Here is a 10,559-nt window from a genome sequence, read left to right on the forward strand (position 1 = left end):
CGTCTTATGCCTGTCGTCCCTAAGCAGTCGCCTCCACATTTCGGGCTATCCTCCCAAAAAGGCAAAGAGCGCCTTTCCGGGAGGCTCGTCTTGTGCTTGTCGGGGGTGGGCAAGGCGCTTCCGCTTTTCTAAAATCATGCATAAAATACTATTTTTTTGGCCGATAATACAAAAGAATTAAAGAATCCCCTTTGCATTGGGCTTTATTAATGGTAATATTGAAAATGGTAGATATAAAAATGGTGTGTAGTGATGGTGGAGGTGTATGTTTGTGTCTGAGTCCAGCACAACAACAGAGATAATGGTGAAATTACCGCAGCATCTTTTAACCGAGTTAGACGGATTTGCTAAACAGGAAAACGTTAACCGGAGCGAATTCATTTATCAAGCAACCAAAATGTATTTGCGTGAACGCAAAAAGAGACAAATTCGCGAGTCCATGAGACGTGGTTACATGGAGATGGCGAAAATAAATTTGACGATTGCATCTGAAGCATTTCAAGCGGAATACGAGGCAGAACACACAGTTGAACGTCTAGTTAGCGGAGGATAATCCTTTGATTGTCAAACGTGGTGACGTTTATTTTGCAGACCTATCCCCAGTTGTTGGTTCAGAACAAGGCGGCGTCCGTCCAGTGCTTGTCATCCAAAACGACATCGGGAATCGGTTTAGTCCCACAGTAATTGTTGCAGCAATCACAGCTCAGATTCAAAAAGCAAAGCTGCCTACTCACGTTGAAATTGATGCGAAGCGTTATGGTTTTGAAAGGGATTCGGTCATCTTATTAGAACAGATTCGTACAATTGATAAACAACGCTTAACCGATAAAATAACCCATCTCGATGACGAAATGATGGAAAAAGTGGATGAAGCCGTGCAAATCAGCTTAGGCCTCATCGAATTTTAGCAAACGCTCTTTTGAAGGGCGTTTTTTATTTTTTTTGCAGAAAAAAGGTTTAGTTTCTTTTCGATAGGGTAAAAAAGAGAGTCATTTAATATATAAAATTGTCCGGTTTTGTAGATATACCCGTTTCCAGCTGGCAGTAACCTCCTGTTCGATGGGAAATCAGCGCACTGGAAAAAGGGTTTTCTTAAGAAATTGTCGAATTAACCTAAAGATGGGAATTATTAATTTCAGACCCTATAGGTATCATTTGACTCGAATTCATTGTTATCATTTAATTGGTATATACGAAACAGGAAGATTTTTTTGCTTCTTTACAATAAAGGGGAATTGGAAGGCTAATAATAGATAGATGATAAAATAGGGAGGAACAAATGAATTCGACAATATTGAATTATATACAAAATAATAAAGATTCTATTTTCAATCATTGGCTGGAGGCTACAAAAGAAAACGCGGATGAAAGGGTTACAAAGGTAGTTTCCGATCAGGTATTTATCGGGACAAGCCGGGAATTCATTGACCTGATTATTTCAAATATAAAAAGTTCAAATGAAGAATTCACTTCAAAATTGAGTGATTTCTCTGAGAAAATTGTTCGATTGGGCTGGCCGCTCAGTTTCGTGACAAAAGGGCTTCAAACATTCGGGAAAATTGTGTTCGAGGGCATGCAGGAAGCCGGAATTGTCAACCAGGAAAACCAAATGAAAGTCATTTACGAGTTCGATGGCTGGATGACTCCCATGGTTAATGAAGTGGTAAATATGTATTCGGCCACCTGGGAAAGAACTGTGTCCCTGCAAAAAATTGCCCTTCAGGAACTATCTGCGCCGCTGATCCCTGTTTTCGAAGGAATTACGGTCATGCCGCTTGTAGGTACAATTGATACCGAGCGTGCAAAGCAGATCATGGAGAATCTCTTAAATGGAGTGGTTAAACACCGTTCAGAAGTGGTCCTTATAGATATAACAGGTGTGCCGGTTGTTGATACAATGGTAGCCCATCATATTATACAGGCAGCAGATGCTGTAAGACTTGTTGGTGCAAAATGCATGCTTGTTGGCATACGCCCTGAGATTGCTCAGACGATTGTAAACCTGGGAATTGATTTAAATCAGTTTACCACAAAAAACACCTTGAAAAAGGGTGTAGAAGCGGCTCTTGAGTTAACCAGCCGCAAAATTGTGAAGGTGGAGGGAGAGGAATGAGAGTGAGAATCCCAATTTTAAAGCTGAACGATTGCCTATTAGTCTCCATCCAGTGGGAATTAGATGATCAGACTGCTCTGCAGTTTCAGGAGGATCTGCTCCATAAAATCCATGAGACGAGCGCAAATGGAGTCGTGATCGATTTAACATCCATTGACTTTATTGATTCATTCATCGCTAAAGTTCTAGGCGACGTAATAAATATGTCCAAACTGATGGGTGCAAAAGTAGTCATAACCGGGATACAGCCTGCCGTAGCAATTACGCTTATTGAGTTAGGTATTGGGTTAGATGATGTCCTTACTGCATTAGATTTAGAAAAAGGTTTGGAGAAATTACAACAGGAATTGGGGGAGTAACTGTATGGAAAACCAATCCTGCGTTAAAATCATAAACGAATGGGACATCGTTGCAGCCCGTCAGCTTGGGCGGAATGTTGCTAAAGAGCTTGGTTTTGGTACAGTTGACCAGGCTAGAATCACTACAGCCATTAGTGAGCTTGCCCGGAATATTTATTTATACGCCGGACAAGGGCAAATCTGTATTGAGAAAATATATGACGGCGGAAAAGCGGGATTGCGTATAGTTGCGGTAGACAGCGGCCCTGGAATCAGTGATTTACGCCAAGTAATGGAAGACGGATACTCGACATCAGGAGGATTAGGAGCCGGCCTTCCAGGTGTGAAGCGGTTAATGGATGAGTTCTTAATTGACTCCAATCCCGGGACCGGTACAGATATAAAAGCAACTAAGTGGCTTCGTTAGGGGGAAGCGTTATGGATTTCCGAGAAATGATGGAATCAAAGTATCGGGATATTCTTGAGAATTATATTAAGGAACAATCTGAACAGGCTTTGTATCAGGGCCAGAAGTTCAGCAGGAAGTCGATCGAGCACAAAATCTCACCTGAAGAGATTATCAGTGTTCATAAAAGTCTGATGGGTGAACTTTATCCGGACTTGCCTGAATATGTTCACCATTCTTTTGATATCCTTCTGGAAGTCATGATAGGCTATGGTTTTGCCTATAGAGAACATCAGAGCTTAAAACATATTCAGCAGGAACTCAGGACAGAGATGGAAATAGCTGCGAACGTTCAGCAAACCTTGCTGGGAACGCAGGTTCCTTCTGTTGAAGGACTGGATATCGGCGCAATAAGTGTTCCTGCCAAACATATGAACGGTGATTATTTCCATTTTGTTCAGGATGAGAACAGCACAATCAGCATCGCCATTGCTGATGTAATCGGTAAAGGTCTTCCTGCAGCCCTTTGTATGTCCATGATTAAATATGCCATGGACAGTGTGCCTGAAAACCGCAATGACCCTAAAACGGTCCTTGAAAATCTTAATCGGGTAGTGGAACAGAACATAGATTTAACCATGTTCATTACCATGTTTTATGGAATATATGATACAAACAGCCACATGTTCTCTTATGGTTCTGCAGGACATGAACCGGGCCTGTTCTATAATGCCGGAAATGGGCAATTTACTGAGCTGACTGCGAAAGGCCTGCTTCTTGGTATTGATAAAAAAACTAAATACCGCCAGTACGAAAAAGGAGTAAATCCCGGAGATATGATTATATTAATGTCAGACGGGGTTACTGAATGCCGTACAGAAGAAGGGTTTATAGAAAAGGAATCATTGCTGGAATTAATCATGAAATACATTCATTTAAATGCACAGGAAATAGTTAATAGCGTATATAAAGAACTTGAAAAACTTCAGCATTTTCAATTGCGGGATGATTTTACCTTAATTATTTTAAAAAGAAATGTTTAATGGGTTTTAAAAGCGGGTAACTAGTAAAAAGCAGTTGACATGTAAAGAGGTGGGTCAGTTATGAATATTACTATAGATGTAAAAGAAAATGATATGCTGATTGAAGCAATGATAAGTGGAGAAATTGATGCGTATACAGCACCTAAACTTCGCGAAGAGCTTTTTCCTTTAACAGAAAAGGAAGGCGTAGAAATGGTGGTCAACCTATCAGAAGTCTCTTATATGGATAGTACCGGCTTAGGCGTATTTGTTGGTGTGTTTAAAAATGTCCGTGCCAATAACGGAAAATTCCAGATTGTTGGCTTGTCGGACCGTTTAAAGAGACTTTTCGAAATTACAGGCCTGGCGGATATTATCGATATTAACAGCGGGATTGAAGGTGGAGTACAATGAACGAGCCATTTGATTATATAGAGGTGAAAATTCCGGCCAAGCCGGAGTTTGTCGGGGTAATCCGCCTGACATTATCAGGGATTGCCAGCAGAATGGGATTTGCATATGAAGAAATTGAAGATCTTAAGATTGCTACAAGTGAAGCTTGCACTAATGCAGTTCAACACGCATACAAACAGAATGAGCAAGGGGAAGTAGTCATCGGGTTCGGTTTATACACGGACCGCCTTGAGGTAATGGTCGCAGACAGCGGAAAAAGCTTTGATTTCCAATCTGCGAGACAAGGCATTGGGCCATATGACCAGACTGATTCTGTGGAATTTTTGCGTGAAGGAGGCTTGGGTCTATACCTGATTGAAACATTGATGGATGAAGTAAGAATTCATCATAAAGAGGGTGTTACGGTCTTTATGACCAAATACCTAGAAGGAGAGCAGGTGGAGAGGGATGCAAAAACAATCTCAACCTAACCAAAAATCCAAAGAAGAAACAAATGCTTTAATCAAAGCCTACCAGCTTCACCAGGATGAAGATGCTCAAAATACCCTGGTTCTTCAATATCAGAATTTAGTAGAAGCCATTGCCCGCAAGTACTCAAAAGGGAGATCCTATCATGAGGATATTGTCCAGGTAGGCATTATCGGCTTATTGGGTGCAATCCGCCGCTATGATGAGTCTTTCGGCAAAACATTTGAGGCCTTTGCTGTTCCTACTATTATCGGGGAAATTAAGCGCTTCTTAAGGGATAAAACTTGGAGTGTTCATGTTCCGCGCCGCATAAAGGAATTGGGTCCGAAAATTAAAGCTACCGTTGAAGAGCTTACAACAGAGCTTCATAGGTCGCCAAGAGTAGACGAAATAGCCGATATGCTTGGGGTTTCTGAAGAAGAAGTGCTGGAAGCGATGGAAATGGGGAAAAGTTATCAGGCTCTTTCTGTTGACCATTCAATCGAAGCTGATTCTGATGGCGGAACGGTCACCCTTTTGGATATCGTTGGAAATGTGGACGAGGGCTTTGAAAAAGTAAACCAAATGCTGGTGCTTGAAAAAGTCCTGCATGTTCTGTCAGAGAGAGAGAAATTAATTATTCAATACACATATCTTGAGAATTTGAGCCAAAAGGAAGCTGGAGATAAACTAGGGATTTCCCAGATGCATGTATCAAGACTTCAGCGCCGTGCGATCAAAAAGCTTCAGGAAGCAATCCACTCTGAAACAAATAACTCGGAGTGCCTTTCATGACCAAATTGGTTAGAGATAACATCGAAGTGATTGCACACCAGACAGCTAAAGAAGGCAAATCATTCTGCGGTGATGGCTATTATTTTACCGCAACGGATGAATACTTTGTATGTGTGCTGGCAGATGGCCTTGGAAGCGGGGAATATGCGTATGAGGCTTCTTCTGCTGTTGTTTCCGTTGTAGAGCAGCATCATGAGAAAGATGTAGATACGCTTATGAAGCTCTGCAACGAAATTCTTTTGCAAAAAAGAGGAGCAGCAGTCGCGCTGTTTAAAGTACACTTTGCTTCCAGGGAATTTGTATACAGCTGTGTAGGGAATATCCGGTTTTTCCTTTATTCATCTGCAGGAAAACTCACTTATCCCCTGCCTGTAACAGGATATCTGTCAGGAAGGCCGCAGGTGTTTCATACCCAGCGGTTTACGTATGAAGCGGAGTCTAAATTTTTGATATACTCAGATGGCTTTAATATCCATGGGGTTAAATCTTTGCTGAAAGCATTTCTCCCTATTGAACTTATCTCGGAAGATATAAAGAAGCAATATCCATCTACTTCAGATGATGCTACTTTCATACTTGGAAGCTTACTCTAGACAGGGTAAGCTTTTTGTTTGTTCTTTTGATAAAATGAATATTGAGACTCTATGATGGAGGAATGAACTTGGAAAAAACATTGGATAGACAAGATCAAACACTAAATTTAATCGCTGGGGAACTATCGATAGCCATCAAACAAGTAAAAAACACAATCAGCTTACTGGAAGAAGGAAACACAGTCCCGTTTATTGCCCGATACAGAAAAGAACAGACAGGCGCGCTGGATGAAGTTCAAATCCGCGATATTATGGAGCGCTGGCAATACATACAAAACCTTAATCACCGTAAAGAAGAGGTAATCCGCTTAATTGAAGAACAAGGCAAATTGACCGAAGAGCTAAAAACCAAAATTAACAAAGCGGTGAAGCTGCAGGAAGTAGAAGACTTATACCGGCCATATAAGCAAAAGCGCCGGACAAAAGCAACTGCGGCAAAAGAAAAAGGGCTTGAGCCCTTTGCTGAGTGGCTTCTCACTTTTTCGCTAAATGAAACCCCTGCTGCAAAAGCCAAAGAATTCTTATCTGATGAAAAGGAAGTAACCACAACGGAAGAAGCAATCGCTGGTGCAAAAGATATTATCGCAGAGTGGGTATCAGATGAAGCGGAGAGCAGAAAATGGATCCGTATGGAAACAGCCAAAAAGGGGACTATTGAGTCCACTGTGAGAAATAAAGAGAATGACGAAAAAGGCGTTTATGAAATGTATTACGAGTATGAGGAACCGGTGAGCAAGATTGTTCCACACCGCACACTTGCATTGAACCGCGGTGAAAAAGAGGAAGTATTAAAGATTAACATTAAGCCAAATACCGAATTTATTTTAAAGTACTTATATAAAAAGTGGGTAAAGGATGAACGTTCTCCTGCAGGCACGATTGTAAGGGAAGCCATTGATGATGGCTACAAGCGTCTGATCATGCCATCGATTGAACGCGAAATACGCAATGAACTGACTGAAAAAGCAGAAGAACAGGCTATTATGATTTTTTCTGAAAATCTAAGAAAACTGCTGCTTCAGCCCCCGTTGAAAGGAAAGATCGTACTTGGGGTAGACCCTGCCTACAGAACAGGCTGCAAGCTGGCTGTTGTAGATGAAACTGGAAAAGTACTTGATATCGGAGTCATATATCCGCACCCGCCTGTTTCCAAAACGAATCAGGCACGGGAGAAAGTAATTCAAATTCTAAAAACCTATAAAGTAAAAATGGTTGCCATCGGAAATGGGACTGCTTCAAGGGAAACCGAACAGTTCATCGCAGATATATTAAAGGACATGAAAGAGGAAATATTCTACCTGATTGTCAATGAAGCGGGGGCGAGCGTCTACTCTGCCTCGGATCTTGCCAGAGAAGAGTTTCCTGATTTTCAGGTGGAAGAAAGAAGTGCTGTATCAATCGCCCGACGCCTCCAGGATCCTCTTGCAGAATTGGTTAAGATTGATCCAAAGTCAGTTGGGGTTGGTCAATATCAGCATGACGTATCCCAGAAAAAGCTGTCCGAATCCCTTTCCTTTGTTGTAGAGACAGCAGTAAACCAGGTAGGCGTAAATGTGAACACCGCTTCATCTTCATTGCTGCAGCATGTAGCCGGCCTGTCAAAAACAGTTGCCGTAAATATAATTAAAAAACGGGAAGACGAAGGGAAGTTCACGGACCGCAAGCAATTGAAAAAAATCCCCCGACTTGGTGCCAAAACCTATGAACAGGCAATAGGCTTCCTGCGGATTATCGATGGAAAAGAGCCTCTGGACCGGACGGGAATTCATCCGGAAACATATGCAGAAGTAAATAAATTGCTGGCTAATCTCGACTTTAAATCAAATGACCTTGGCTCACCATCGCTAAGAGAGGCGCTCAAAGGCATAGATATCAGCCGGACAGCCCGGGAGCTTGAAATCGGTGAGCTGACATTGAAGGATATCATTGACGCTTTAATGAGACCTGAAAGAGATCCGCGTGATGAGCTGCCGAAGCCTCTTTTGAAAAAAGAAGTTCTAAAGCTTGAAGACCTGCAGGAAGGAATGGAATTGCAAGGGACAGTGCGGAATGTTGTAGATTTCGGAGCCTTTGTCGATATTGGAGTCAAACAGGATGGCCTTGTTCATATATCCAAGCTCAGCCGCCAATTTGTCAAACACCCGCTGGACGTCGTTTCCGTTGGTGATGTGGTAACAGTCTGGGTGGACTCTGTTGATAAACACAAGGGAAGAGTCGCTTTAACAATGCTGGGCCATTCTAATTAATAGAAGCTAATAATTTCACAGTTTTCGAGTCGTCATAAGCTAAATCACACCGGAAAACACTATTTCTGGCGTGATTTGGCTTATGCTTTTTATAACTAATGATGAGTTCGCTTGACTAAGGATTTTCAGCATTGGGACTGGATTGTTCGGCGGGCATTAGTGCCTTTATGAGCAATGCTTCTTTCTATAGAAAAACCAGCACTGATTCAGCAGTTTGATCTGATAGCGGTCTTTTTCATAAAAAGCACGCTGGATTTGATTTTGAAACCATACAGGCATACGATTTACCTCCCGTTAATTGGAATCTGATAATGGCTCCCTCTTTCTGCAAGGAGTTCAGAGCTGTAAAAGGTATATATAATGTATGCTATAATAGGTTGTCATGTTTACGATAAGAGAGGAAAACATTGAGATGAATGACCAGGAGCTTCAGAAACTTGTTGAAAAGATATCATTAGAAAGCTTCGGCAAGCCCTTTTGCCACCAGGCATATTTTAATTCACGCCTAAAATCGACTGGCGGAAGATATATGCTGAATTCACATCATGTTGAAATTAACAAAAAGTATTATGAGCAGCTTGGACCTGAAGAATTAGTGGGAATTATTAAGCACGAGCTCTGTCATTATCATTTGCACTTAGAGGGAAAAGGATATAAACATCGTGATCAGGATTTCAGACTGTTAATGAAGAAAGTGGGAGCACCCCGATTTTGTTCAGCTTTGCCTGATCGCCCTAAAACAAAAAAATTCGTTAAGATTCTTGTTTATGTGTGCAAAGAATGCGGCCAAATTTATCAGAGAAAAAGAAAAGTTGATACGAAGAAATATGTCTGCGGTAAATGCAAAGGAAAATTAGTGTTCAAAAAAGAATTGACATTAGATTAAGTACGCTTTATATTTAATAATTGTCGCAGGTCAATACAGGACAAGCGGCTAATAAATTCTTCTAAAAAGATGCTTGACTTTTATAGTCCGCGTCCTTATAATATGAAGAGTCGATAAGATGTTAGCTGTTTTATTGATCAGTTTATTATTATTCCGCAGTAGCTCAGTGGTAGAGCATTCGGCTGTTAACCGAACGGTCGCAGGTTCGAATCCTGCCTGCGGAGCCATATTTGGGGAAGTACTCAAGTGGCTGAAGAGGCGCCCCTGCTAAGGGTGTAGGTCGCGTAAGCGGCGCGAGGGTTCAAATCCCTCCTTCTCCGCCAGAAAATTCTAATAATGGCCCGTTGGTCAAGCGGTTAAGACACCGCCCTTTCACGGCGGTAACACGGGTTCGAATCCCGTACGGGTCACTTTTTTTATTTCCGACGGTTTTTATGGATGGTCCCGTGGTGTAGCGGTTAACATGCCTGCCTGTCACGCAGGAGATCGCGGGTTCGATTCCCGTCGGGACCGCCATTTGTTATTGGGCTATAGCCAAGCGGTAAGGCACCGGACTTTGACTCCGTCACTCGCAGGTTCGAATCCTGCTAGCCCAGCCATTTTTAATGAGCCATTAGCTCAGTCGGTAGAGCATCTGACTTTTAATCAGAGGGTCGAAGGTTCGAGTCCTTCATGGCTCACCATCTTAAATTTTATATGCGGGTGTGGCGGAATTGGCAGACGCACCAGACTTAGGATCTGGCGCCGCAAGGCGTGGGGGTTCGACTCCCTTCACCCGCACCATTAATTACCATTGAATTAAGCATCTCGTTTTGGTATGATGTTACTTGTCGCTTTATTAAGCGGTCGTGGCGGAATGGCAGACGCGCTAGGTTGAGGGCCTAGTGGGGGCAACCCCGTGGAGGTTCAAGTCCTCTCGGCCGCACCAAAAAAGTTATTGACATTTGAATTTAAGATCGTTATAATATAAGAGTTGCTTTAATAGATGCGCCCGTAGCTCAATTGGATAGAGCGTTTGACTACGGATCAAAAGGTTAGGGGTTCGACTCCTCTCGGGCGCGCCATTATACGGGGAGTAGCTCAGCTTGGTAGAGCACTTGGTTTGGGACCAAGGGGTCGCAGGTTCGAATCCTGTCTTCCCGACCATTCGGGAAATAACAATTCTATATGCGGGTGTAGTTTAGTGGTAAAACCTCAGCCTTCCAAGCTGATGATGAGGGTTCGATTCCCTTCACCCGCTCCAAACTTACTGATTGATCTTTGAAAACTGAACGAACAAAACGTCAACGTTTAAATCAT

The 10,559-nt window shown here is 42.3% G+C and carries 13 protein-coding genes and 11 tRNA genes; 23 read left to right on the top strand and 1 reads right to left on the bottom strand.

Features of this window, described 5'->3' with window-relative positions:
* Window positions 1-271 precede the first annotated feature (271 nt).
* The 11 genes from CE058_RS18820 to CE058_RS18870 all read left to right on the top strand — a co-directional run bounded on the left by CE058_RS18820 (window position 272) and on the right by CE058_RS18870 (window position 8,374).
* Window positions 272-553: a CopG family ribbon-helix-helix protein gene (locus tag CE058_RS18820; protein WP_035331931.1), complete on the top strand. Its 282-nt coding sequence runs from the start codon at window positions 272-274 to the stop codon at window positions 551-553.
* A gap of 4 nt (window positions 554-557) precedes the next feature.
* Window positions 558-908 carry a type II toxin-antitoxin system endoribonuclease NdoA gene (gene ndoA, locus CE058_RS18825; protein ID WP_009336311.1) on the top strand — a complete coding sequence of 117 codons (351 nt, stop codon included), beginning with the start codon at window positions 558-560 and terminating at the stop codon, window positions 906-908.
* 371 nt (window positions 909-1,279) lie between these two features.
* A complete protein-coding gene (locus CE058_RS18830; RefSeq protein ID WP_163144748.1) occupies window positions 1,280-2,113 on the top strand; it encodes an RsbT co-antagonist protein RsbRA in 834 nt (277 codons plus the stop codon).
* Complete coding sequence (locus CE058_RS18835) at window positions 2,110-2,472, top strand: STAS domain-containing protein (RefSeq protein ID WP_009336309.1); 363 nt, start codon at window positions 2,110-2,112, stop codon at window positions 2,470-2,472. Before CE058_RS18830 ends, CE058_RS18835 begins: the two co-directional genes overlap by 4 nt.
* A gap of 4 nt (window positions 2,473-2,476) precedes the next feature.
* A complete protein-coding gene (locus CE058_RS18840; protein ID WP_048008772.1) occupies window positions 2,477-2,878 on the top strand; it encodes an anti-sigma regulatory factor in 402 nt (133 codons plus the stop codon).
* Between the two features lie 11 nt (window positions 2,879-2,889).
* Window positions 2,890-3,900 carry a PP2C family protein-serine/threonine phosphatase gene (locus CE058_RS18845; RefSeq protein ID WP_163144749.1) on the top strand — a complete coding sequence of 337 codons (1,011 nt, stop codon included), beginning with the start codon at window positions 2,890-2,892 and terminating at the stop codon, window positions 3,898-3,900.
* Between the two features lie 60 nt (window positions 3,901-3,960).
* Window positions 3,961-4,293, top strand: a complete 333-nt coding sequence (locus CE058_RS18850; protein WP_035331808.1) for an anti-sigma factor antagonist — start codon at window positions 3,961-3,963, stop codon at window positions 4,291-4,293.
* Window positions 4,290-4,763, top strand: coding sequence for an anti-sigma B factor RsbW (gene rsbW / locus CE058_RS18855; RefSeq protein WP_009336304.1), 474 nt, complete (start codon window positions 4,290-4,292; stop codon window positions 4,761-4,763). Before CE058_RS18850 ends, rsbW begins: the two co-directional genes overlap by 4 nt.
* Window positions 4,741-5,535, top strand: coding sequence for an RNA polymerase sigma factor SigB (gene sigB, locus CE058_RS18860; protein ID WP_048008774.1), 795 nt, complete (start codon window positions 4,741-4,743; stop codon window positions 5,533-5,535). The genes rsbW and sigB overlap by 23 nt, the downstream gene beginning before the upstream one ends.
* Window positions 5,532-6,128: a PP2C family serine/threonine-protein phosphatase gene (locus tag CE058_RS18865; protein WP_048008775.1), complete on the top strand. Its 597-nt coding sequence runs from the start codon at window positions 5,532-5,534 to the stop codon at window positions 6,126-6,128. The genes sigB and CE058_RS18865 overlap by 4 nt, the downstream gene beginning before the upstream one ends.
* 62 nt (window positions 6,129-6,190) lie before the next feature.
* Window positions 6,191-8,374: a Tex family protein gene (locus tag CE058_RS18870; protein ID WP_204260553.1), complete on the top strand. Its 2,184-nt coding sequence runs from the start codon at window positions 6,191-6,193 to the stop codon at window positions 8,372-8,374.
* A 165-nt stretch (window positions 8,375-8,539) separates the two neighbouring features.
* Here CE058_RS18870 and cmpA read toward each other — a convergent pair whose 3' ends face one another.
* Complete coding sequence (cmpA, locus tag CE058_RS18875) at window positions 8,540-8,653, bottom strand: cortex morphogenetic protein CmpA (RefSeq protein WP_009336300.1); 114 nt, start codon at window positions 8,651-8,653, stop codon at window positions 8,540-8,542.
* A gap of 133 nt (window positions 8,654-8,786) precedes the next feature.
* Here cmpA and CE058_RS18880 point away from each other — a divergent pair, with 133 nt between their 5' ends.
* From CE058_RS18880 to CE058_RS18935, 12 genes are all read left to right on the top strand, one after another.
* Complete coding sequence (locus CE058_RS18880) at window positions 8,787-9,260, top strand: SprT family protein (protein ID WP_163144751.1); 474 nt, start codon at window positions 8,787-8,789, stop codon at window positions 9,258-9,260.
* A gap of 152 nt (window positions 9,261-9,412) precedes the next feature.
* Window positions 9,413-9,487 (top strand) — tRNA-Asn (locus CE058_RS18885).
* A gap of 5 nt (window positions 9,488-9,492) precedes the next feature.
* Window positions 9,493-9,583: transfer RNA gene (locus tag CE058_RS18890), tRNA-Ser, on the top strand.
* Window positions 9,584-9,598: 15 nt separating this feature from the next.
* Window positions 9,599-9,670, top strand: a tRNA-Glu gene (locus tag CE058_RS18895).
* A 30-nt stretch (window positions 9,671-9,700) separates the two neighbouring features.
* Window positions 9,701-9,776 (top strand) — tRNA-Asp (locus tag CE058_RS18900).
* Window positions 9,777-9,784: 8 nt separating this feature from the next.
* Window positions 9,785-9,859, top strand: a tRNA-Gln gene (locus tag CE058_RS18905).
* Window positions 9,860-9,867: 8 nt separating this feature from the next.
* A tRNA-Lys gene (locus CE058_RS18910) sits at window positions 9,868-9,943 on the top strand.
* Between the two features lie 15 nt (window positions 9,944-9,958).
* A tRNA-Leu gene (locus CE058_RS18915) sits at window positions 9,959-10,043 on the top strand.
* 59 nt (window positions 10,044-10,102) lie between these two features.
* A tRNA-Leu gene (locus tag CE058_RS18920) sits at window positions 10,103-10,188 on the top strand.
* 59 nt (window positions 10,189-10,247) lie between these two features.
* Window positions 10,248-10,324, top strand: a tRNA-Arg gene (locus CE058_RS18925).
* A 5-nt stretch (window positions 10,325-10,329) separates the two neighbouring features.
* Window positions 10,330-10,406: transfer RNA gene (locus CE058_RS18930), tRNA-Pro, on the top strand.
* Window positions 10,407-10,429: 23 nt separating this feature from the next.
* A tRNA-Gly gene (locus tag CE058_RS18935) sits at window positions 10,430-10,503 on the top strand.
* The last annotated feature ends 56 nt before the right edge of the window (window positions 10,504-10,559 follow it).

Origin of the sequence: Bacillus sp. 22-7 (assembly GCF_010628845.1) — a bacterium.
In the GTDB taxonomy this organism is placed as follows: domain Bacteria; phylum Bacillota; class Bacilli; order Bacillales; family Cytobacillaceae; genus Cytobacillus; species Cytobacillus firmus_B.

What these genes read in the sequence shown, in the direction of transcription:
- CE058_RS18880 (WP_163144751.1), top strand. Translation starts at nt 8,787, where the DNA reads ATGAATGACCAGGAGCTTCAGAAACTTGTTGAAAAGATATCATTAGAA.
- rsbW (WP_009336304.1), top strand. Translation starts at nt 4,290, where the DNA reads ATGAACGAGCCATTTGATTATATAGAGGTGAAAATTCCGGCCAAGCCG.
- CE058_RS18835 (WP_009336309.1), top strand. Translation starts at nt 2,110, where the DNA reads ATGAGAGTGAGAATCCCAATTTTAAAGCTGAACGATTGCCTATTAGTC.
- CE058_RS18870 (WP_204260553.1), top strand. Translation starts at nt 6,191, where the DNA reads ATGAACTTGGAAAAAACATTGGATAGACAAGATCAAACACTAAATTTA.
- CE058_RS18865 (WP_048008775.1), top strand. Translation starts at nt 5,532, where the DNA reads ATGACCAAATTGGTTAGAGATAACATCGAAGTGATTGCACACCAGACA.
- sigB (WP_048008774.1), top strand. Translation starts at nt 4,741, where the DNA reads ATGCAAAAACAATCTCAACCTAACCAAAAATCCAAAGAAGAAACAAAT.
- CE058_RS18850 (WP_035331808.1), top strand. Translation starts at nt 3,961, where the DNA reads ATGAATATTACTATAGATGTAAAAGAAAATGATATGCTGATTGAAGCA.
- CE058_RS18840 (WP_048008772.1), top strand. Translation starts at nt 2,477, where the DNA reads ATGGAAAACCAATCCTGCGTTAAAATCATAAACGAATGGGACATCGTT.
- cmpA (WP_009336300.1), bottom strand. Translation starts at nt 8,653, where the DNA reads ATGCCTGTATGGTTTCAAAATCAAATCCAGCGTGCTTTTTATGAAAAA.
- CE058_RS18845 (WP_163144749.1), top strand. Translation starts at nt 2,890, where the DNA reads ATGGATTTCCGAGAAATGATGGAATCAAAGTATCGGGATATTCTTGAG.
- CE058_RS18830 (WP_163144748.1), top strand. Translation starts at nt 1,280, where the DNA reads ATGAATTCGACAATATTGAATTATATACAAAATAATAAAGATTCTATT.